This is a genomic window from Georgenia sp. Marseille-Q6866, assembly GCF_965111665.1.
In genome coordinates, this window is sequence record NZ_CBCOOR010000001.1 from 105,825 (window position 1) to 128,318 (window position 22,494).

Consider the following 22,494-nt stretch of genomic DNA (forward strand, 5'->3'; position numbering starts at 1 on the left):
AAGTGAGCACGGGCTCGTTAGGTTGTCCGCACAAAGTCCAGTGATGGGCGTCACGCGCAGACGACGTTGTCTGCCCGACCGGGAGGTAGACGTGAAGAGAGGCATAGCCGCAGCAGCACTCGCGGCGTTGACACTGGGGGCCTTCGTCCCCACGGCGGCGGGCGACGACCTGCCACCGCTCACCGTGGACGAGCCCTCGATCACCACCGAGGTCGAGCCCAACAAGATCGACGTCATGGGCATCTGGGCCCACCCCGACGACGACGCCGGCTTCACCACGCCCTGCGGCGTCTGGAACGACAAGTACGACGTCCAGTGCGGGATCATCATGCTCACCCGCGGCGAGGGCGGGTCCAACTCCGTCGGCGACGAGGCCGGCCCCGCGCTCGGCCTGCGGCGCGAGAACGAGGACCGCGCCTCCCACTACCGCTCCGGCACCGTCGACATCTACAACATCGACGCCGTCGACTTCTTCTACAACACCAGTGCCGCGCTCACCGAGGAGGTGTGGGGCTCCGAGCGGGTCCAGCGGCAGGTCGTCCACGTCATCCGCCAGACCCAGCCCGAGATCCTCACCGGCTTCTCGCCCTCCCTCGCCGTCGGGCACGGCAACCACCAGTACGCCGGCCGGGTGGTGTGGGAGGCCGCGCAGATGGCCGCCGACCCCACCGCCTTCCCCGAGCAGCTCACCGGACCGGACGCCGTCGACGTCTGGCAGGTCAAGATGATCACCTCCGGCGCCGGCACCCAGGGCGAGGGCGGCACGAACGGGCCGAGCTGCAACGCCGGCTTCGTGCCCGCGCCGACCAACCCCTTCACCGTCGTCGGGACGTGGAGCGGCTACCTCTCCCCGTACACCTGGCTGCCCGGCAACGTCCAGGGCCAGGAGCCGGGGACCGCGCAGACCTGGGCCCAGGTCGGCCGCGAGGGCAACCGCGCCCACCCGACCCAGGCGCGCGTCAAGCACACCGGGATCTGGGACCCGCAGTGCCTGCGCTACGGCATCGCCGAGTCGCAGGTGCCCTTCCAGCCGAACGGCTCGCCCGAGAACGCCCGCGACGACGCCATCCTCTTCGGCTCCGTCATCGCCGACCCGGGCGGCATGCCCCTCGGCTCGACCTTCTCCTTCGACGTCGCCGACAACTTCCAGGCACCGGGCGTCCCCTTCGACGTCACGGTCGAGAGCCAGGCGGGGGCCGGCACCATCGCCGCCGGCGACGTCACGCTCGAGGTCCCCACCGGCTGGGAGGTCAGCGAGCCGCAGCGGCTCGGACCGATCGGCAGCGCGGCCGAGTCGAGCGTGACCTTCGAGGTGACGCCGTCCGAGGACGCCGCCACCGGGCGCTACCGTCTCGCCGCACGCTTCGCCAACGGCAGCGTCACCGCCTACAACGACACCCGCGTCGACATCGTCCCGGGCGTCGAGGGCCGCTTCGAGCGGTGGGGCAACTTCGCCGAGTACGAGGACTGGGCCGAGAGCTTCACCCACGTCGCGGGCCGGTCCTCCGCGGTGAGCCGCATCGGCGCCGGGGAGTCGGTGACCGTGCCCGTCGTCGTCACGAACCGCACGACGACGGCGCAGGACGGTGAGGTGACGCTCACGGCGCCCGCCCCCTTCGTCGTCGAGCCCGCCTCGGTGGCCTACACCGACCTCGCCCCCGGGGAGCAGACGACGGTCGAGCTCACCGTCACCCACACCGACCCGGCGGCTGCCGGGGGAGTGACGGCCGACCTCACCATCACGACGACGGCCGACCCGGCCGGCTCGACGAGCAGCGAGACCCTGCAGATGTACGTCGTGCCGACCACCGTCATCCCCGAGGCCGACGACGCACCCGCCGTCGACGGCGAGGAGGACGACGCGTACGGCGCGCCCATCGACATCGGCCGCCGCTGGGAGGGCGCAGAGTGCGCGCCCGACGGGACCGACTGCGGCGCCGGCAGCTACGCGCGCCTCGCGTGGTCCGGTGACGACCTCTACGTCCTCGCCCACGTCGTCGACGACGTCGCGAGCGCGGCGGCCACCCCCGAGCGCTGCTTCGGGCACTGGCTCGTCGACTCCGTCGAGGTGCTCCTCGACCCGCAGGCGACGTCGCGGGACACCTCGACGACCTTCAAGAGCGGCATCATGCCCTTCACCGACGACCCCTCCGGTGAGGCCGGGAACGGCCCGGACGGGCCGTGCTGGAGCCGTGACGCCGACGCCCACCAGGGCTTCTCCTCCGGTCCGCTCGCGGACACGGTCGAGGAGGCGCCGAACTCCCCGGGCCAGGAGGTCGCGGTGACCGTGACCCGCGGCGCGGACGGCAGCTACGAGGGTGGCTCCTACACCGTGGAGACGAAGATCCCGCTCGAGAACCTGCCCGCCGCCGTCGGCCCGACGAGCGCGGTGCCGACCGGTGACGCGGCGACGAACGACGTCGACCCGCAGTTCCTCGGTCTCAACGTCACGCCCTACGACTCGGACAACCAGGACTTCATCGGGGAGACGCGCACCGCGTGGTCGCCCTTCGGGAGCCAGCAGTCCGAGCCCTACCGGTGGGGCCACGCCTACCTCGACGGCTACGAGCCGCCGGCGGACCGGCCCATCGAGCCGGCCGACCCGATCATCCCCGACACCGCGCTCATGGGCGTGGAGTCGCCGCAGACGATCTACCAGTCCGCGGTGCGCGGGGTGACGATCTCCGGTCTGCCCGCGAGCCACGGGCTCACGGTCTCCGACGTCGAGATCGGCGACCCGTCGGTCACGCTGTCGCTCGACGCGACCGAGGCCGGGACGGTCCGGGCCTTCGTGTGGCAGGGCGACCTCGGCATGGTGCCCGTCTGGGTGTCCAGCTGCGAGGGTGACGAGCTCGGCTTCTCCGCCTGCTCGGAGGAGGACGGTGCCGCGGCGCCGTGGGCGCCCGACATGGGCGGCCGTCTCCTCGGGGCCGGGGCCACGGACGTGGCGCCGGGCACCGACACGCTCACCGTGGAGATCGGCGACGACGCGCTCGACGCGCTGCGCGCCGACGGCTCGGTGCTCGTGTCCTTCCAGTCCGCCGACGGCGGGGTCAACGCGTGGTACTTCCCCGTGATCGAGGGGGAGGTGCCCACCGAGGAGCCCACGGAGGAGCCCACCGAGGAGCCGACGACCGACGAGCCCACGCAGGAGCCGACGTCGCCGGCCCCGACCGACGGGCCGACGACGCCGGGTGACCCGACGACGCCCCCGGCCGCCGGCGGTCCGCTGCCGTCCACCGGTGCCGACGTCGGGACGGTCGTGCTGGTCGCCGCACTGCTCGCCGTCGCCGGCGGCGCCGTGGCCCTGGTCGCCCGCCACCGCCGCACCCGCTGACCCCCCCATCGCCGACAGCTGAGTTGTTCCTGGCTGTCGGCGGTAGGGACGTCACCCGGCGCCCGCCCCTTTCCGTGTCGCCGACAGCTGAGTTGTTCCTGACCGTCGCTGCACTCGGCGGGCGGCGGCAGTAACAAGTCAGCTGTCGGCGGTAGGGAGGGGGCTGGGGTGCCTCGCGACGCTCCTTCTTGTCGCCGACAGCTGAGTTGTTCCTGACGGTCGCTGCTCCCAGCGGGCGGCGGCAGTAACAAGTCAGCTGTCGGCGGTAAAGGGGTGGCTGGGCTACCTCGCGACCCCCCTTGTTGTCGCTGACAGCTGAGTTGTTCCTGACGATCGCGGCTCTCGGCGGGCGGCGGGAGTAACAAGTCAGCTGTCGGCGGTAGGGAGGAGGGGTGGGGCTACCTCGCGAGGAGGGTGGTCTGGAAGGTGTAGCGGGAGGCGCGGTAGATGTGACGCCCGAACTCGACGACCGTGTCGCTGTCCGCGATCGCCAGCCGCTCCATCGTGAGCACCGCCGCACGGGCCGGCTCCATGAGGGTCCGGGCCTCCGCGGCCGTGGCCTGCCGGGCGCCGATCGTCTGGTGGGCCAGCCGCAGCCGCACCCCCCGCTCACGCAGGGCCGCGTACATGCCGGCCCGCTCGAGGTCCGCGCGGGAGGGCGCGAGCTCGGCCCGCACGTAGTTGGTCATGAGGGCGAGCGGCTCGCCGTCGGCGTAGCGCAGGCGACGGACGACGACGACGTCGGTCCCCACCTCGAGCTGCAACCTCCCGGCGATCTCCTCGTCGGCGGGGCACAGCTCGTGCTCGAGGACCTCGGTGCGCGGCTCACGGCCGGCGACCGCGAGGTCGTCGTGGAGGCTGGTGAGCTCCACGGAGCGGCGGATGAGCTCGGGCGCGACCTCCGTGCCCACCCCGCGCTTGCGCACGAGCATCCCCTTGTCGACGAGCTCCTGGAGGGCCCGCCTCGCGGTCGGCCGCGAGACCTGGAGCCGGTCGGCCAGCGCCAGCTCGTTCTCGATCCGCGTGTGCGGCGGCAGCTCCCCCGAGACGATCGCCTCCTGCACCACCGAGGAGATCTGGTGGTAGAGCGGCACGGGGCTCGCGCGGTCCAGGTGCACCTGCGGGCGGTACATCTCCGGCGGCGTCATGTGTCCGTCCTTGGATCGGCGACGAGGTGGTCGTGAGGTGGGCTGTTCGGGAACAACTCCGCTGTCGGCGAGCAGGGGACGGGGAGTTGTCGGGACAACCCATCTTGCCACTCGGGAGGGTTCTCGGACGGGACATCAGTTTGTCACGACAAATGGTTGACCGAACGGGAGGGCTGGGGAAGAATCGAGGCGTCCACGGGCCGCGCACAGGAGCGCGGCGCGAGATGAGGAGAGTGCGATGACGAGCTCGGCGCCACCGGAGGTCCTCACCTTCGGTCGCAGCGGCGTCGACATCTACCCCCTGACGACGGGCGTGGGCCTGGAGGACGTCGAGACCTTCGGCAAGTTCCTCGGGGGCAGCCCCACCAACGTCGCCGTCGCGGCCGCCCGCCTCGGGCGCAGCGCCGCCACCATCACGGGCGTGGGCGACGACCCCTTCGGACGCTACGTGCGCCGCGAGATGGTCCGCCTCGGGGTGAGCGACGCGTTCGTCGTCACCGACCCGACCCTCCACACCCCGATCACGCTGTGCGAGATCTTCCCGCCGGACCACTTCCCGCTCTACTTCTACCGCGAGCCCAGCGCCCCGGACCTCCAGGTGCGCCCCCAGGACGTGCCCGTCGAGGCCGTCCGCGGCGCCGGGGTCATGTGGTTCACCGTCACCGGCCTGTGCGAGGAGCCCTCCCGCGCCGCCCACCACACCGCCCTGGAGGCCCGCGGCCGCCGTCCGCTCACCGTCCTCGACCTCGACTACCGGCCGATGTTCTGGTCCTCCCGCGAGGAGACGACGACGGCGGTCCGCGCGTTCCTGCCGGGGGTCACCGTCGCCGTCGGGAACCGCGAGGAGTGCGAGGTGGCGGTCGGGGAGAGTGACCCGGACCGCGCCGCGGACGCGCTGCTCGAGGCGGGAGTCGAGCTCGCCGTCGTCAAGCAGGGCCCGCTCGGGACGCTGGCCAAGACCCGCGAGGAGCGCGTCGAGGTCCCGCCCACCCCCACGGAGGTGGTCAACGGCCTCGGCGCCGGGGACGCCTTCGGCGGCTCCCTGTGCCACGGCCTGCTCGCCGGCTGGTCCCTGGGCCGCACCATCGCCTCCGCGAGCGCCGCCGGGGCCATCGTCGCCGCGCGGCTCGAGTGCTCCACCGCGATGCCCACCGAGGAGGAGCTGCTCGAGGTCCTCGACCACGGCGCCCGCCCGCAGGACGTCGAGAGGCGGGCACGTGCTCAGCGTTGAGGAGATCCGCCACGTGCGCCTGCACGAGCCCGGGCGGATCGCCCGGGTACTGGCGGAGCGTCCCCGCGGCCGCCTGCCCGAGCCGGGCACCAAGCTCATGGTCATCGCCGCGGACCACCCCGCCCGCGGCTCGCTCGCCGCGGGCAGCTCCGCCATGGCGATGGGGGACCGGCGCGAGCTGCTCCGCCGCTGCGCCGCGGCCCTGGCCCGCCCGGGCGTCCACGGCTTCCTCGGCACCGCCGACGTCGTCGAGGACCTCACGCTCATGGGCGCCCTGGACGGCAAGCTCGTCTACGGCTCGATGAACCGCGGCGGCCTGCGCGGCTCGCGCTTCGAGATGGACGACCGCTTCACCGGGTACACCGCCCGCGCCGTCGCGGCGTCGGGCCTCGACGGCGGGAAGGTGCTCATGCGCGTGGACCTCGAGGACCCCGGCTCGCTGCGCACCGTGGAGAGCACCGCCCACGCCGTCGACGAGCTCGCCGCCGCCGGCCTCACCGCGATCGTCGAGCCCTTCCTCTCCCGCCGCGAGGACGGCCGGGCCGTCAACGTCCTCACCACCGAGGCCGTCGTCACCTCCGCCGCGATCGCCGCGGGCCTCGGCGGGACCTCCGCGCGCACCTGGCTCAAGCTCCCGCTCGTCCCGGACATGGCGGCCGTCGCCGCCGCCTCGACCCTCCCGGCGCTCATCCTCGGCGGTGAGGTGAGCGAGGACGCCGAGGCCACCGCCGCCGGCTGGGCGCAGGCGCTGCGGCTGCCCGGCATCGAGGGGCTCGTCATCGGCCGCGCCCTCCTCTACCCCCACGACGGCGACGTCGAGGGCGCCGTCGACCGGGCGGTGGCACTCCTGTGAGCGACCTCGTCCTGCGCGCCGGCGACACCGCCCGCGGCGCCTACGCCCTCGACGTCACCCCCGAGCGCGCCGGGTGGCGCTTCAGCGGCCTCAAGGTCCTCGAGCTCGCCCCCGGCGCCGGCGAGACGCTGCACACCGGGCCGGACGAGATGGTCGTCCTGCCGCTGTCCGGCTCCTGCGCCGTCGAGGTCGAGGGCGTCAGCTACCCGCTCGCCGGCCGCCCCGACGTCTTCACCGCCGTCACCGACTCCCTCTACGTGCCCGTCGGCACCACCCTCACCGTCACCTCCCCGGGCGGCGCGACCCTCGCCCTCCCGACGGCGCGCGCCACCCGCCGTCGGCCCGTCGCCTACCAGGGCGCCGACGGCGTGCGGACCGAGCTGCGCGGGGCCGGGCAGGCCTCCCGCCAGGTCAACGACTACGCGATGGCCGGCGGGCTGGGGACAGACCGGCTCCTCGTGTGCGAGGTCCTCACCCCGGGCGGGAACTGGTCCTCCTACCCGCCGCACAAGCACGACGAGCACAGCGGGGTCGAGCGGGAGCTCGAGGAGATCTACTACTTCGCGGTCCGCCCCGGGCCCGCCGGCCCGGGCGTCGCCTACCACCGCACCTACGGCACCACCGGCCGGCCGCTCGACATCCTCGCCGAGGTGCGGTCCGGGGACGCCGTCCTCGTCCCGCACGGCTACCACGGCCCCTCGATGGCCGCGCCGGGCTACGACCTCTACTACCTCAACGTCATGGCCGGCCCCGCGGAGGACCGCACCTGGCTGATGACCGACGACCCGGCGCACACCTGGGTCCGCGGCACCTGGGAGGACCAGGACGTCGACCCGCGCCTGCCCATGACCCGTCCCGTCGAGCAGGGGGGCCCGACATGACCGAGACGACGACGCCGCCCACCGTGCGCCTCACCGTCGCCCAGGCACTCGTGCGCTTCCTGTCGGTGCAGTACACCGAGCGCGACGGCGTGGAGCGCCGGCTGTTCGCCGGGGTGATGGGGATCTTCGGCCACGGCAACGTCGCCGGGGTGGGCCAGGCCCTCCTGGAGAACGAGCTCGACCGCGGCCCGGGCGAGGAGCACCTGCGCCTCTACCAGGCGCGCAACGAGCAGAACATGGTTCACACGGCGGTCGGCTACGCCCGCACGGCCAACCGGCTGCAGACCTTCGCCTGCGCCGCCTCCATCGGGCCCGGCTCGACGAACATGGTCACCGGTGCGGCGCTCGCGACGATCGACCGCATCCCCGTCCTCCTCCTACCCTCCGACACCTTCGCCACCCGCCGCCCCGACCCGGTCCTCCAGCAGCTGGAGAACGAGCAGCACCTCGACGTCTCGGTCAACGACGCCTTCCGGCCGGTCTCCCGCTTCTTCGACCGCGTCCACCGCCCCGAGCAGCTGCCCGGCAGCCTGCTGGCCGCGATGCGGGTGCTCACCGACCCCGCCGAGACCGGCGCCGTCACCGTCTGCCTCCCGCAGGACGTCCAGGCCGAGGCCCACGACTGGCCCGCCGAGCTCTTCGCCCGCCGCGTGTGGCACGTGCCCCGCCCGGTCCCCGAGCAGGCGGCGCTCGAGCGCGCCGCCGCCGTGGTCCGCGGCGCCAGGCGGCCGCTCCTCGTCGCCGGCGGCGGGGTCGTCTACTCCGAGGCGAGCACGGCGCTCGCCGCGCTGGCCGACGCCACCGGGATCCCCGTCGTCGACACCCAGGCCGGCAAGGGCGCGATCAGCTGGGAGCACCCCTGCGCGGCGGGCGGGGTGGGGTCCACCGGCAGCGCCGCCGCCAACGCGCTCGCCGCGGAGGCCGACGTCGTCATCGGCGTCGGCACCCGCTACACCGACTTCACGACGGCGTCGCGCACCGCCTTCCGCCACCCCGGCGTGCGCTTCGTCAACCTCAACGTCAAGGCCTTCGACGCCGCGAAGCATGCCGCCGAGATGGTCGTCACCGACGCGCGCGCCGGGCTGGACGCGCTGCGCGAGGCACTCGCGGGGCACCGCGTCGAGGAGGCCTACTCCCGGGAGGTCACCGAGCTCGTCGCCGACTGGGCCCGCGTCACCGAGGAGTGCTACCACCGCGGCCACGGCCCACTGCCCGCCCAGACCGAGGTCTTCGGCGCGCTCAACGCGCTCATGGGGGACGAGGACGTCCTCGTCAACGCCGCCGGCTCCATGCCCGGTGACCTCCAGGCCCTGTGGCGGGCCCGCACCCCCGTCCAGTACCACCTCGAGTACGGCTACTCCTGCATGGGCTACGAGATCCCGGCGGCCATGGGGGTCAAGCTGGCGCGGCCCGACAGCGAGGTCGTCGCCCTCGTCGGGGACGGCAGCTACCAGATGGCCCCGCAGGAGCTCGCGACGATCGTCGCCGAGGGGCTGAAGATCGTCGTCGTCGTCCTCGAGAACCACGGCTGGGCCTCGATCGGCGCGCTCTCCGAGTCCCACGGCTCCCAGCGCTTCGCCACCGCCTACCGCCGCCGCGACCCCGCCACCGGCATGCTCGACGGCGAGCCGCTGCCCGTGGACCTCGCCGCAAACATCCGCAGCTACGGCATCGAGGTCCTCGAGCCGCGGTCGGTCGCCGAGTTCCGCGAGGCCTACGCCGTCGCGGCGGCCGCGGCGGAGACGACGGCGATCGTCATCGAGACCGACCTCGAGGGCCAGGGCCCGCCGTCGTCGGCCTGGTGGGACGTGCCCGTGGCCGAGACCGCCCGCCTCGACAGCACCCGCCGAGCCCGCCTCGAGTACGAGCGTGCCCGGCGCGACCAGCGGCCCTACCTGTGACCGCCCGCCGGGAGGAGAGGAAGCGATGAGGACCATCCACCACTGGATCGCCGGTGCGCCCTACGAGGGCGGCACCACGGCGACCACCCCCGTCCACGACCCGGCCACCGGGGAGGTGAGCGCCCACCTCGCCCGCGCGGACGCCGCCGTCGTCGACGAGGCCGTGCGGACGGCCGCCGCGGCGCAGCGCGAGTGGGGCGCCACCTCGCTGGCGCGGCGCACCGAGATCATGTTCCGGATGCGCGAGCTCGTCGTCCGGCACACCGACGACCTCGCCCGGCTCATCACGGCCGAGCACGGCAAGACGCTGGACGACGCCCGCGGGGAGGTGGGCCGCGGCCGGGAGACCCTCGACTTCGCGTGCGGGATCAACCAGGCGAGCAAGGGGGAGTACACCGCCGACGCCTCCACCGGCGTGGACGTCCACTCCCTGCGCCAGCCGCTCGGCGTCGTCGCGGGGATCACGCCGTTCAACTTCCCCGTCATGGTCCCCATGTGGATGCACCCCATCGCGATCGCCACCGGCAACGCCTTCATCCTCAAGCCCTCAGAGCGGGACCCCTCCGCCGCGAACCTCGTCGCCGAGCTCTACCGCGAGGCGGGCCTGCCCGACGGCGTGTTCAGCGTCGTCCACGGAGACAAGACCGCCGTCGACGCGATCCTCGACCACCCCGGCATCGCCGCCGTCTCCTTCGTCGGCTCCACCCCCGTGGCCCGGTACGTCCGCGAGCGCGGCGCCGCCCGCGGCAAGCGCGTCCAGGCGCTGGGCGGGGCCAACAACCACGCCATCGTCATGCCCGACGGCGACATCGAGTACGCCGCCGCGCAGATCGCCGCCGGCGCCTTCGGCTCGGCGGGGGAGCGGTGCATGGCGGTGCCCGCGGCCGTCGCCGTCGGGGAGGCCGGGGACCTCCTCGTCGCGGCGCTGCGCCGGGAGGCGGAGCAGATCGTCGTCGGCCCCGGGGACCGCAACGGCGTCGCGATGGGCCCGGTCATCACCGCCGAGGCGCGCGAGCGCGTCATCCGCTACGCCACCGAGGCGATCGAGGCCGGCGCCGAGCCGGTCGTCGACGGGCGAGGGCTCACCGTCGAGGGCCACGAGCAGGGCTACTTCGTCGGCCCCACGGTCCTCGACAGGGTGAGCCTGGACGCCGGGGCCTACCGCGAGGAGGTCTTCGGCCCGCTCCTCACGGTCGTGCGCACCGACACCTTCGAGGAGGCCCTCGAGCTCGTCAACTCCTCCCCGTACGGCAACGGCGCCGCGATCTTCACCGCCTCGGGGGAGTACGCCCGCCGTTTCACCCACGAGGTGCAGGCCGGGATGGTCGGCGTCAACGTCCCGATCCCCACGCCGGTGGCGTACTACTCCTTCGGCGGGTGGAAGGATTCGCTGTTCGGGGAGCACCACGCCCACGGCCCCGAGGGCGTGCGCTTCTACACCCGGAACAAGGTCGTCACCAGCCGCTGGCCCCACGTGGACCGCCCCGTGCAGGCGTCGATGAGCTTCCCCTCCACCACCGACTGACCTCGAGAGGACCCACCCCCATGGTGAGGATCGCCGTCATCGGCGCGGGCCGCATCGGCGCCGTCCACGCCGCGACCGTCGCGCGCCACCCCGACGCGGAGCTGCGAATCGTCCACGACCCCGTCGGCAACGCCGCCGAGCAGCTCGCCGCCGCGCACGGGGCGCGCGCCACCCGCCACCTCGCCGAGGTCTACGACGCCGACGACGTCGACGCCGTCATCATCGGCTCGCCCACGCCGCTGCACGTGGACCACCTCGTCGGCGCGGTCCGCGCCGGCAAGGCGGTGCTCTGCGAGAAGCCCGTCGACCTCGACCTCGCCCGGGTCGAGGAGTGCATCGCCGCGATCGCCGGTCACGAGCACCGCGTCATGGTGGGCTTCAACCGCCGCTTCGACCCGAGCTTCGCCGAGATCCACGCCCGCGTGCAGCAGGGGGAGATCGGGCCGCTCGAGCAGCTGACGATCGTCAGCCGGGACCCCGCCCCGCCGGCGCCCGCGTACGTCGCCGTCTCCGGGGGCATCTTCCGCGACATGACGATCCACGACCTCGACACCGCGCGCTTCTTCCTCGGGGACATCGTCGAGGTGAGCGCCGTCGGCCAGCGCCTCGACCCCGCCTACGCGCACCTCGAGGACTTCGACGGCGCCGTCACGACGCTCGTCGCGGCCAGCGGCGCCGTGGCGACGATCGTCAACTCCCGCCACTGCGCCACCGGCTACGACCAGCGCCTCGAGGCCTTCGGCCCGCTCGGGTCGCTGGAGGCGCTCAACCAGACGGCCAGCTCGGTGCGGCACTCCTCGGCCACCCAGGCGGGCGCGGCGGGGCCCTACCTCGGCTTCTTCCTCGACCGGTACGCGACCGCCTACCGCGACGAGCTCAGCCACTTCGTGGACGCCGTGCGCACCGGACGCGCACCCTCCCCGACGATCGAGGACGGCCGCGCCGCCCTCGTCCTGGCCGACGCCGCCACCCGCAGCGCCACCACCGGTGAGCGCGTCCTGCTGCCGACCACCGCGAGGAGCCACCCATGAGGATCGCCGGAGCGCCCATCAGCTGGGGCGTGTGCGAGGTCCCCGGCTGGGGACACCAGCTGAGCCCGGACCGCGTGCTCACCGAGATGGCCGGGCTCGGCCTCACCGCGACGGAGTTCGGCCCCCAGGGCTGGCTGCCCGAGGCCCCGGCTGAGCGGGCGCACGCGCTCACGCCCTACGGGCTCGCCGCCGTCGGCGCCTTCGTCCCCGTGGTCCTCCACGACCCCGACCACGACCCGGTCCCCGAGGTGGACCGTGAGCTCGACAGCTTCGAGGCCGCCGGCGGGGACGTCCTCGTCCTGTCCGCAGCCTCGGGCCAGGAGGGTTACGACGAGCGCCCGGAGCTCGACGACGCCGGCTGGGCCACCCTGCTGCGCAACCTCGACCGTCTCACCGAGCTCGCCGCCTCCCGGGGCGTGCGCGCCAGCCTGCACCCCCACGTGGGGACGATGGTCGAGCGCGAGGAGGAGGTCCGCCGCGTCCTCGACGGCTCCGTCGTCCCGCTGTGCCTCGACACCGGCCACCTCCTCATCGGCGGCACCGACCCGGTGGCGCTCGCGGCCGAGCACGCCGCGCGCATCAACCACGTCCACGTCAAGGACGTGCGCCTGGACCTCGCCCTGCGCGTCCAGCGCGGGGAGACGACCTACACCGACGCCGTCCGCCAGGGCATCTACACCCCGGTCGGGACGGGCGACGTCGACTTCGCCGCCATCGTCGCGGCCCTCGACGCCGCCTGCTTCGACGGCTGGTACGTCCTCGAGCAGGACACCATCCTCACGGGCGAGCCGCCGGAGGGCACCGGCCCGCTCGAGGACGTGCGCCGCTCGCTCGAGCACCTGCGGGCGCTCGCCGGGTAGCTGCCGCCGTCGGCGACACGCCGCGATGTCGGATTGTCCGGACAATCCTTGACAGTGCGTGTGGCCGGCACCACACTGGGCGCGACGGGGCGGTCACCTGCCCCTGGACCGACGAGGGGACTGCCGATGACGGCCGTTGCTGACCGCGAAGCCGCACCACCGGGCGGCCCCGCCTCGGGGCGCCCGGGCCAGCAGAGCCGGGGCCTGCACGCCGCCCTCACCGTGGTGCGGCTCGGGCCGGTGCTCCTGCTCGCCATCATCATGGCGGTGCTCGCGGCGCTCAACCCGCTGTTCCTCTCGCCGGTCAACCTCGGCAACGTGGGCCTGGAGGCGTCCGTCGTCGCGATTCTCGCGCTCGGTCAGCTGCTCGTCATCGTCACCGCGGGCATCGACCTGTCGCAGGGGTCGGTCATCGCGATGTCGAGCATCTTCGGTGCCCTGTGGATCCGGGAGCTCGACCTCGTCTCCGGCTGGCTCGTCATCCCGACGATGATCCTCGCCGGAGGCCTGGCGGGCGGGGTCAACGGCACGCTCTTCGTCAAGGGCAAGCTGCCTCACCCCTTCCTCCCGACCCTCGCGATGCTCATGGTCGCGCGCGGCGTCGCGCTCATCGTCAGCGAGGGGCAGCCGATCACCGGGATGCCCGAGTCGGTCACCCTCGTCGGCTCGGGCCGGATCGGCTACGTGCCCTACGCCGTCGTCCTCGTCGCCGTCCTCGCGCTGCTCACCTACGTCCTGCTGCGCCGCATCACGTGGGGGCAGTGGATCTACGCCATCGGCGGCAACCGGGAGGCCGCCCGCCGCGTCGGCGTGCCCGTCGACCGCGTCCTCATCTCGGTCTACGTCCTCAGCGGGATGAGCGCCGGGACCGCCGCCATCGTCGTCTCCGGGCAGACGAACTCCGCCTACCCCACGGCCGGGAACCTCATGGAGCTGTCCGCGATCGCCGCCGTCATCATCGGCGGGGCGAGCTTCTTCGGCGGCCGCGGCACCGTCGTCGGCACCCTCGTCGGTGCGCTCATCCTCGGGGTCATCCAGAACGGCCTCAACCTCATGAACGTCCAGAGCAGCTGGCAGTACGTCGCCCTGGGCACCGCCGTCGTCATCGCCGTCGAGCTCGACGTCGTCCGCTCCCGGCTGGAGACGCGGCTGCGGGTGGTCCGGACCGAGGAGACGGAGGCGGGCACATGACGACGACGGCGGAGCAGGCTCCCGGCACCGTGCCGGTCCTCGAGGTGCGCGGCGCCGTCAAGCGCTTCGGCGCGGTCACCGCGCTGGCCGGCGTGGACCTCGCCGTCCACCGCGGGGAGGTGCTCGGGCTGCTCGGCGACAACGGCGCCGGCAAGTCGACGCTCATCAAGGCCGTCACCGGCGTCCACCAGCTCGACGAGGGCGAGATCCTCCTCGACGGCGAGCGGGTAGCGGTCACCAGCCCGACCGGGGCTCGCAACCACGGCATCGAGGCGGTCTACCAGGACCTCGCGCTCTTCGACAACCTCGACGTCGCCACCAACCTCTACGTCGGCCAGGAGCTGACGAAGCCGCGCGGCTGGCGCGGCCTCGGCTGGCTCGACCGCAAGGCGATGCGCCGGGACGTCGAGGAGCGGCTCAAGACCCTCCAGGTGCACCTGCCGGACCTCAAGGGCCACGTCGGGCTCATGTCCGGCGGGCAGCGCCAGGCCATCGCCGTCGCCCGGGCCGTCGCCTTCGCCCGCCGGGTGCTCATCCTCGACGAGCCGACGGCGGCGCTCGGGGTGCGGGAGACCCGCAACGTCCTCGACGTCATCCGGCGGCTGCCCGAGGAGCACGGGATCTCCATCATCCTCATCTCGCACAACATGGACCACGTCGTCCAGGTGTGCGACAACGCCGTCGTCATGCGGCAGGGCCGCGTCGTCGGCAGCACGCGCCCCTCCCCGGAGACGGCGCAGGAGATGGTCGCGATGATCGTCGGCGCCACCGAGGGCGCCGCCACGAAGGGACACCAGCAATGAGGCTCACCCGACGCACGACCGCGCTGAGCGCGGCAGCACTCACCGGCGCTCTCGTCCTCGCCGCCTGCGGCGGGGACGACGGCGGGGGCGGGGACGGGACCGGTGACGGTGGTGACGGCGAGGGGGACTACACCGTCGCCGTCGTCCTCAAGACGCTGTCCTCGCCGTTCTGGCTCCAGGTGGCCGGCGGCGTGGAGGACGGCGGGGAGGCCGCGGGCGTGGAGGTCACCCTCGCCGGCGCCACGGCCGAGACCCAGGTCCAGGAGCAGATCGACAAGGTCCGCGCGGCGATCACCCAGCAGGCCGACGCGCTCGTCGTCGCCCCGACCCAGGCCGAGCAGCTCCAGCCGATCCTCGAGGAGGCCGTCGCTGCGGACATCCCCGTGCTGCTCGTGGACACCGACATCGAGGGCTGGGACGGCAAGGAGACCTTCGTCGGCACGGACAACTACCAGGCGGGTGTCACGGCGGGGGAGTACATCCTGGAGCAGACGGACACCGGTTCCATCGCCGTCATCCGCGGCGTGCCGGGCAACCCGTCGACCGACTCCCGCATCGACGGCGCGCTGGAGACGATCGCCGACAGCGGCATCGAGGTCGTCGCCGACCTCGCCGCCAACTCCGACCGTGCCGAGGGCCGCTCGGTCATGGCCGACATCCTCCAGTCCAACCCCGACGTCTCCATCGTCTTCGCGGCCAACGACGACATGGCGCTCGGCGCGCTCGAGGCGATCAAGTCCGCCGGCGTCACGATGGAGGACATCCTCGTCATCGGCGTGGACGGCACGAGCGACGCGGTCGCCTCGATGACGGCCGGGGAGCTGGACGCGAGCATCGCGCAGAACTCCTACGAGATGGGCCGCACGAGCGTGGAGCTGGCGGTCGAGCTGCTCGAGGGCGGCACGATCGAGGAGCGCGTCGACACTGGCGTCACCGTCGTCACCCAGGAGAACGCCGAGGAGTACGGCAGCCAGCTCGAGGAGCAGGCCGCCGACGAGGATGTCGCAGGCTGAGCCGCTGCGCGTCGGGGTCGTGGGGCTCGGCGCCATGGGCGCCGAGCACGTGGTCGCGCTGAGCGAGCACGTCCCCGGCGCGCAGGTGGTCGCGGTGCACGACGTCGACGCGCACCGGGCAAGGGAGGTGGCGGCGTCCGTGGGGGCACGGGTGGCCGGCAGCGCCGAGCAGCTCGTCGCCGACGCGGACGTCGACGCCGTGGTCGTCGCCTCGCCGGACCGCACGCACGCGCCGCTCACCCTCGCCTGCCTCGCGGCCGGCAAGCCCGTGCTGTGCGAGAAGCCGCTGGGCGTCAGCGTGGCGGAGACTGCGCAAGTCGTGGCCGCGGAGGAGGCGGCCGGGCGGCGGCTGGTCACCGTGGGCTTCATGCGCCGCTTCGACCCCGGCTACCTCGAGCTGCGGGAGGCCGTGCTCGGTGGCCTGGTCGGCGAGCCGGTGCTCGTCCACTGCGTCCACCGCAACGCCTCCCCGCACCCGGACGCGACGACCGAGGGCGTCGTGGGGAACTCGATGGTCCACGAGCTCGACATCCTCCCGTGGCTCACCGGCCTGCCGGTGACGGGCATCGAGGTGCGCTCCCCGCGGACGGAGGGGCTGCGCGAGCCGCAGCTCGCCGTCGTCGAGCTCGGACGGGTGCTTGCGACGGTCGAGGTGTCCCTCAGCGTGCGGTACGGGTACGACGTACGGTGCGAGGTCGTCGGGACCGAGGGCGCGGTGAGCCTGCGCCCACCGGCCCGGCTGGACGTGGCACACGACGGCCGGGCCGGCGTCGTCGTGGCGGCGGACTTCCGGGAGCGTTTCGCCGAGGCCTACCGCGCCGAGCTCGCCGCCTGGGTCGCCGCCGCCGCCCGCGGGGGAGTGACGGGCGCCTCCGCGGAGGACGGCCACCGCGCCACCGTCGTCGCCGCCGCCGGCATCGAGTCGTTGTCCAGCGGCCGCCGGGTCGCCGTCCCCGTCCCCGCAGCAGCCCCACCACCCCATTCGCCGAGCGCTGAGTTGTTACGGCCCTCCGACGGTGAGCGGCCCGGATGAGCACCGTCGATCAGGCGAGGCCGGGCGACCGCCGACGCATCGGCGTCGGCGTCATCGGCCTGGGCTGGATGGGACGCCTGCACGCCCGCAGCTACCGGGGCGTGCCCGAGCGCTACCCCGAGCTGCGCGTCGACCCCCGCCTCCTCGTCGCCGCGGACCCGCAGGAGCACACCCGGCAGGCCGCCGTCGACCACCTCGGCTTCGCCGAGGCGAGCGCGGACTGGCGCGCGGTGCTCGCCCGCCCGGACGTCGACGTCGTCTCGATCTGCGCCCCCAACCACCTCCACCGCGAGATCGCCCTCGCCGCGGCCGCCGCCGGCAAGCCCTTCTGGATCGAGAAGCCCATGGGCATCGGGGTCGCGGACAGCGAGGCCATCGCCCGGGCCGCAGTGGAGCGTCACCTGGTCACCGCCGTCGGCTTCAACTACCGTCACGCGCCGGCGATCGCCCACGCCCGCGAGCTCGTCCGCTCCGGTGAGCTGGGCCGCATCACCACCGTGCGGGCCTGGCTGCTCGCCGACTACGCCGCCTCGTCGGACGCCCCGCTCACCTGGCGCTACGAGCGCGCGCTCGCCGGCTCGGGGGTCGTCGGGGACCTGCTCTCGCACGGCGCGGACCTCGTCCAGCAGCTCGTCGGCCGCATCACCGAGGTGACGGCGACGACGAGCACCGTCATCGCCCAGCGCCCGGTGCCGACCCGGCTCGGGATGGGCCACGGTGGCCACGAGGTCGGCGACGAGCTCGGCGCGGTGGAGAACGAGGACCACGCCGCCGCGCTGGTGCGGTTCGAGTCCGGCGCGACCGGGACGCTCGAGGCGAGCCGCGTCGCGCACGGGCCGCGCTCGGAGTACGTCGTCGAGGTCTACGGCACGCGCGGCTCGGTGCGGTGGAACTTCGAGCGGCTCAACGAGCTGCAGGTCGCCGACGAGCGGGGTGGCTACCGCACCGTCATGGCCGGCCCGGAGCATGGCGAGTTCGCGCGCTTCCAACCCGGGGCGGGGACGAGCATGGGTTTCGACGACCTCAAGACGATCGAGGCGTCCCTGTTCCTCCAGTCCCTGCTGACCGGCGAGCAGCGCGCCCCGTCCGTGGCGGACGGATGGGCCGCCGCGGCGGTGGGGGAGGCAGTCGTCGCCTCGGCCGCCGACGGCGCGTGGCACGCCGTCCCGTCCGTCCCCGGGACCACCTACGACCGCTGACGGCCGCTGACGCGTGAGCAGGAGCACCATGTGCCACAAGGACCCGCTTGTCGGCCCGACACGCCAGTGCCCGGCACGTCACCTGGGCGTGTCGAAAGCGGTTGTGGCACATGCCTGAGCCATCGGGCGGCGCGGCTCGACCACCCCGGCGCGAGGACCTGACAAGTCGCTGGGCAGCAGGACGGTCGGTCCAGCGGTGGGCCCTGCGGGACCGGGACGGTAGCGTCTGGCCATGGCACCGACGAAGAGCCCCGCCGTCGAGATCGACGTGGCCGGCCGGCCCGTGCGGATCACGAGCTCGGACCGGGTGATCTTCCCCGAGCCGGGGATCACCAAGCGCGAGCTCGTCGACTACTACCTCGCCGTCGGGGACGGGATCCTGCGCGCCCTCCACGAGCGGCCGGTCACCCTGGAGCGCTGGCCCAAGGGCGTGCGCGAGGGGATGAAGCGGGCCACCCGCTCAGACCCGCACGGGGACGCCTTCTACCAGAAGCGCGTGCCGGCGAAGGGAGTGCCGGACTGGATCGAGACGGTCGAGATCGCCTTCCCCAGCGGCCGCACCGCCGACGAGCTGTGCCCCACCGAGCTCGCCGCCGTCGCCTGGGCCGCGAACCTCGGGACGATCACCTTCCACCCGTGGCCGGTCCGGCGCGACGACGTCGACCACCCCGACGAGATGCGCATCGACCTCGACCCGCAGCCCGGCACCGACTTCGCCGACGCCGTCGAGGTCGCCGCCGTCGCGCGGGAGTACCTCGCCGAGCTCGGCTGGCGCGGCTTCCCCAAGACCTCCGGCAACCGGGGCGTGCACATCTACGTGCGCATCGAGCCGCAGTGGGACTTCACCCAGGTGCGCCACGCGGCCATCGCCTTCGGCCGTGAGCTCGAGCGGCGCATGCCGGGCAAGGTGACGACGAACTGGTGGAAGGAGGAGCGCGGGGAGACGATCTTCGTCGACTACAACCAGAACGCCCGGGACCGCACGATCGCCAGTGCCTACAGCATCCGGCCCCTCGCCCACGCCCCCGTCTCTGCGCCGCTCACCTGGGACGAGCTGCCCGACGTCGACCCGCGCGACCTCACCGTGCGCACCATGCCCGCGCGCTTCGCCGAGCTGGGGGACCTCCACGCCGAGATCGACGACGTCGCCCACGACCTCACCCCGCTCCTCGAGCTCTACGCGAAGCAGGAGGCCGAGGGCCACAGCGACCTGCCCTACCCGCCGGAGTACCCGAAGATGCCGGGCGAGCCGGCACGGGTCCAGCCCTCCCGTGCGCGCAAGCCGGACTGAGACCTCGACACCCACTTTTCACCGCGATTCCGCGGTTTAGGGCAGCCTTTCCTTGCTGGACAGGCACGGCCGTCAGGCGTACGACTGAGGTATGCGCACGATCCTCGACGGCCTGCGTCAGTACCCGGTGGTCCTCGCGACACTCACGGTGGGGATCCTCGGAGGCGTGCTCGAGCTCGGCGGGCAGCACGGCGCGGCCCGCTGGGTCGTCTCGACCTTCGCCGTCGTCGTCGCCCTCCTGCAGGCCCGCGGGATGGTCGACGACCTGCGCTCGGGCACCTACGGCATTGACATCCTCGCGGTCACCGCGATCGGCTCCGCCGTGGCCGTGGGGGAGTACTGGGCCGCGCTCGTCGTCTGCCTCATGCTCTCCGGCGGTGAGGCGCTCGAGGACTACGCCGCCGGACGGGCGCGCCGCGAGCTCACCGGACTGCTCGAGAACGCCCCGCAGACCGCGCACCGGCTCGACGCCGCCGGCGCGCTCGACGACGTCGCCGTCGAAGAGGTCGCCGTCGATGACCGGCTGCTCGTCCGGCCCTTCGAGGTGGTGCCCGTCGACGGCGTCCTCGAGTCGGACGCCGCGACCCTCGACGAGTCCTCGCTCACCGGTGAGTCGCTCCCCGTGGACCGCGCTCGCGGCGAGCAGCTGCTCTCCGGCGCGGTCAACGGCGGGGAGGCCATCGAGGTCCGGGCCACGGCCGCCGCGGCGGAGTCCCAGTACCAGCGCATCGTCGCCCTCGTCCGGGAGGCGCAGGAGTCCAAGGCGCCGTTCGTGCGTCTGGCGGACCGCGTCGCCGTGCCCTTCACCGTCCTCGCCCTGGCCCTCGCCGCCGGGGCGTGGGTCGTCTCGGGCGACCCGAGCCGGCTGGCGGAGGTCCTCGTCGTCGCGACGCCGTGCCCGCTCATCATCGCCGCCCCGGTCGCGTTCATGGGCGGCATGTCCCGCGCAGCCCGCAGCGGGATCATCGTCAAGAGCAGCGGCACGCTCGAGCAGCTCGCCCGGGCCCGTACCGTCGCCTTCGACAAGACGGGAACCCTCACCTACGGTGAGCCGCGGGTCACGTCGGTCCAGGCGCAGGCGGGGGAGCGGCACGAGCTCCTCGCCCTCGCGGCGGCCGTCGAGCAGTACTCGGCCCACCCGCTGGCCGCGGCCGTCGTCGAGGAGGCCCTCGCCGCCGGTGGCGCCGTGCCCACCGCCGACGACGTCACCGAGATCCCGGCGAACGGCGTCCGAGGGGTCGTGGACGGGCGCGTCGTCGTCGTCGGCAGCGCCCGCTTCGTCGCCCGGGAGACCGGCGTGGAGCCGGCCCGCCCGCCCGAGGGGCACACGGGGGTGCACGTCGGCGTCGACGGACGCTACGCGGGCTACGTCGCGCTCGCCGACGAGCTGCGCGCCGAGACCCCCGCGACGATGGCCTCCCTGCACCGTGCCGGGGTGCGCACGACGATGATGCTCACCGGCGACGGCGAGCACGTCGCCCGCCACATCGCCGGGCAGGCAGGCATCGACGACGTCCGCGCAGAGCTCCTCCCGCAGGACAAGGTCGACGCCGTCCGGGCCGCCGCGCCGCGGCCGGTCATGATGGTCGGCGACGGCGTCAACGACGCGCCCGTCCTCGCGGCGGCGGACGTCGGGGTGGCGATGGGGGCGCGCGGTGCGAGCGCGGCGAGCGAGTCCGCCGACGTCGTCATCACGGTCGACGACCTCTCCCGCAGTGCCCGCGCCGTCCACATCGGCCGGCGGACCCTGCGCGTGGCGTGGCAGTCCATCGCCATCGGCGTCGCGATGTCCGTCGGGCTCATGCTCGTCGCGGCGGCGGGGGTGCTGCCCGCGATCGTCGGCGCCTGGTTGCAGGAGGCGGTGGACCTCGCCTGCATCCTGTGGGCGCTGCTGGCGATGCGACCGGGCCGCGCCGAGCGCGCGGAGGTCGAGCGGCTGGCCGCGGCCGCGGCGGCCGGGGACGCCCCGCGCCCCGACGCGGGCCGGCGGACCGACGCGCCGCTCGTGTCCAGCGCGGGCTGAGAGCCGGGACCCCGGCGCTCAGGCGAGGACGTCCGCCAGGTCGAAGCGCACCGGCTCCTCGAGCTGCTCGTAGCCGCACGACTCCGGGTCGCGGTCGGGCCGCCAGCGGCGGAACTGCCCGCTGTGCCGGAAGCGGGTGCCCTCCATGTGGTCGTAGGCCACCTCGAGCACCCGCTCGGGGCGGAGTGGCACGAAGGAGAGGTCCTTGCCGGCCGACCAGCGGCTCTGCGCGCCAGGCAGCCGGTTCTTCTCGTGGGCGGCGGTGTTCTCCCAGTCGGCCCACGGGTGGTCCTCGCCCTCGGCCAGGCGCAGCGGCGCGAGCTCCTCGACCAGCTCGGCACGGCGCTTCATCGTGAAGGAGGAGGCGACGCCCACGTGCTGGAGCTTCCCGCCGTCGTCGTACAGGCCGAGGAGGAGGGAGCCGACGACGTCGCCGCTCTTGTGCCAGCGGAATCCGGCGAGCACGCAGTCGGCGGTGCGCTCGTGCTTCGTCTTGAGCATGAGCCGCTTGTTCGGCTGGTAGGTGAGGTCGAGGGGCTTGGAGACGACGCCGTCGAGCCCGGCGCCCTCGAAGAGGTCGAGCCACTCGCGGGCCAGGGCCGTGTCCGTCGTCGCGCGGGTGAGGTGGACCGGTGCCTGGGCGTCGACGAGCGCGTGCTCCAGCCGCGCGCGCCGCTGCGCCATGGGCAGGCCGGTGAGGTCCTCGTCGCCGAGCGCGAGGAGGTCGAAGGCGACGAACGACGCGGGCGTCTCGGTGGCCAGGAGCCGCACGCGCGAGTCGGCGGGGTGGATGCGCTGGAGCAGGGCCTCGAAGTCGAGGCGCGCGCCGGTGACGATGACGATCTCCCCGTCGACCACGCAGCGCTCGGGCAGCTGCGCGCGCAGGCTCTCGACGAGCTCGGGGAAGTACCGCGTCATCGGCTTCTCGTTGCGGCTGCCGATCTCGACGTCGTCGCCGTCCTTGAAGATGATCGCGCGGAAGCCGTCCCACTTCGGCTCGTAGAGGTACTCGCCCTCGGGCACGTCCTTGACGGACTTCGCGAGCATCGGGGCGACCGGCGGCAGCAGCGGGAGGTCCATCCCGCAGACGCTACTGGGCGCGCGAGGGCGGCGCCCCCGGTCCGCGCGCCGGGTCGCCACGGATCCGCGCGGCTGATACCGGTCCGCGCTGCGG

17 protein-coding genes are annotated in these 22,494 nt (G+C 73.7%); 15 read left to right on the forward strand and 2 right to left on the reverse strand.

The annotated features are described in order from the left end of the window. The first annotated feature begins 91 nt into the window (after positions 1-91). On the forward strand, positions 92-3,337 hold the full coding sequence (locus ACWPXV_RS00470; RefSeq protein WP_454083373.1) for a sugar-binding protein: 3,246 nt from the start codon (positions 92-94) through the stop codon (positions 3,335-3,337). 398 nt (positions 3,338-3,735) lie between these two features. On the opposite strand, the gene ACWPXV_RS00475 is transcribed toward ACWPXV_RS00470, so the two are convergent. Beyond that, positions 3,736-4,485, reverse strand: coding sequence for a GntR family transcriptional regulator (locus tag ACWPXV_RS00475; RefSeq protein ID WP_454083374.1), 750 nt, complete (start codon positions 4,483-4,485; stop codon positions 3,736-3,738). Between the two features lie 238 nt (positions 4,486-4,723). Here ACWPXV_RS00475 and iolC point away from each other — a divergent pair, with 238 nt between their 5' ends. The 14 genes from iolC to ACWPXV_RS00545 all read left to right on the forward strand — a co-directional run bounded on the left by iolC (position 4,724) and on the right by ACWPXV_RS00545 (position 21,320). Next, positions 4,724-5,716, forward strand: coding sequence for a 5-dehydro-2-deoxygluconokinase (iolC, locus tag ACWPXV_RS00480; protein WP_454083375.1), 993 nt, complete (start codon positions 4,724-4,726; stop codon positions 5,714-5,716). Beyond that, positions 5,703-6,569: a Cgl0159 family (beta/alpha)8-fold protein gene (locus tag ACWPXV_RS00485; RefSeq protein ID WP_454083376.1), complete on the forward strand. Its 867-nt coding sequence runs from the start codon at positions 5,703-5,705 to the stop codon at positions 6,567-6,569. The genes iolC and ACWPXV_RS00485 overlap by 14 nt, the downstream gene beginning before the upstream one ends. Continuing rightward, the gene (iolB, locus tag ACWPXV_RS00490; protein ID WP_454083377.1) at positions 6,566-7,450 is read left to right on the forward strand and encodes a 5-deoxy-glucuronate isomerase; all 885 of its coding nucleotides are present in this window, start codon (positions 6,566-6,568) and stop codon (positions 7,448-7,450) included. The genes ACWPXV_RS00485 and iolB overlap by 4 nt, the downstream gene beginning before the upstream one ends. After that, positions 7,447-9,351 carry a 3D-(3,5/4)-trihydroxycyclohexane-1,2-dione acylhydrolase (decyclizing) gene (iolD, locus tag ACWPXV_RS00495; RefSeq protein WP_454083378.1) on the forward strand — a complete coding sequence of 635 codons (1,905 nt, stop codon included), beginning with the start codon at positions 7,447-7,449 and terminating at the stop codon, positions 9,349-9,351. Before iolB ends, iolD begins: the two co-directional genes overlap by 4 nt. A 25-nt stretch (positions 9,352-9,376) precedes the next feature. After that, complete coding sequence (locus ACWPXV_RS00500; protein WP_454083379.1) at positions 9,377-10,876, forward strand: CoA-acylating methylmalonate-semialdehyde dehydrogenase; 1,500 nt, start codon at positions 9,377-9,379, stop codon at positions 10,874-10,876. Positions 10,877-10,896: 20 nt separating this feature from the next. Beyond that, positions 10,897-11,907, forward strand: coding sequence for an inositol 2-dehydrogenase (gene iolG / locus ACWPXV_RS00505; RefSeq protein WP_454083380.1), 1,011 nt, complete (start codon positions 10,897-10,899; stop codon positions 11,905-11,907). Continuing rightward, the gene (locus ACWPXV_RS00510; RefSeq protein WP_454083381.1) at positions 11,904-12,767 is read left to right on the forward strand and encodes a TIM barrel protein; all 864 of its coding nucleotides are present in this window, start codon (positions 11,904-11,906) and stop codon (positions 12,765-12,767) included. Before iolG ends, ACWPXV_RS00510 begins: the two co-directional genes overlap by 4 nt. A gap of 126 nt (positions 12,768-12,893) precedes the next feature. Next, entirely contained in the window at positions 12,894-13,958 is a 1,065-nt protein-coding gene (locus tag ACWPXV_RS00515) for an ABC transporter permease (RefSeq protein WP_454083382.1), read from the forward strand. After that, positions 13,955-14,761 (forward strand): ATP-binding cassette domain-containing protein, encoded by an 807-nt coding sequence (locus tag ACWPXV_RS00520; protein WP_454083383.1) that lies wholly within the window; start codon positions 13,955-13,957, stop codon positions 14,759-14,761. The genes ACWPXV_RS00515 and ACWPXV_RS00520 overlap by 4 nt, the downstream gene beginning before the upstream one ends. Then, positions 14,758-15,774 (forward strand): sugar ABC transporter substrate-binding protein, encoded by a 1,017-nt coding sequence (locus ACWPXV_RS00525; RefSeq protein ID WP_454083384.1) that lies wholly within the window; start codon positions 14,758-14,760, stop codon positions 15,772-15,774. The genes ACWPXV_RS00520 and ACWPXV_RS00525 overlap by 4 nt, the downstream gene beginning before the upstream one ends. Further along, on the forward strand, positions 15,761-16,807 hold the full coding sequence (locus ACWPXV_RS00530) for a Gfo/Idh/MocA family oxidoreductase (RefSeq protein WP_454083385.1): 1,047 nt from the start codon (positions 15,761-15,763) through the stop codon (positions 16,805-16,807). Before ACWPXV_RS00525 ends, ACWPXV_RS00530 begins: the two co-directional genes overlap by 14 nt. Further along, a complete protein-coding gene (locus ACWPXV_RS00535; protein WP_454083386.1) occupies positions 16,804-18,006 on the forward strand; it encodes a Gfo/Idh/MocA family protein in 1,203 nt (400 codons plus the stop codon). Before ACWPXV_RS00530 ends, ACWPXV_RS00535 begins: the two co-directional genes overlap by 4 nt. A 232-nt stretch (positions 18,007-18,238) precedes the next feature. Then, positions 18,239-19,297: a non-homologous end-joining DNA ligase gene (ligD, locus tag ACWPXV_RS00540; RefSeq protein WP_454083387.1), complete on the forward strand. Its 1,059-nt coding sequence runs from the start codon at positions 18,239-18,241 to the stop codon at positions 19,295-19,297. Between the two features lie 91 nt (positions 19,298-19,388). Then, positions 19,389-21,320: a heavy metal translocating P-type ATPase gene (locus ACWPXV_RS00545; RefSeq protein ID WP_454083388.1), complete on the forward strand. Its 1,932-nt coding sequence runs from the start codon at positions 19,389-19,391 to the stop codon at positions 21,318-21,320. 18 nt (positions 21,321-21,338) lie between these two features. Here ACWPXV_RS00545 and ACWPXV_RS00550 read toward each other — a convergent pair whose 3' ends face one another. Next, positions 21,339-22,400 carry an ATP-dependent DNA ligase gene (locus tag ACWPXV_RS00550; protein ID WP_454083389.1) on the reverse strand — a complete coding sequence of 354 codons (1,062 nt, stop codon included), beginning with the start codon at positions 22,398-22,400 and terminating at the stop codon, positions 21,339-21,341. Between the last annotated feature and the right edge of the window lie 94 nt (positions 22,401-22,494).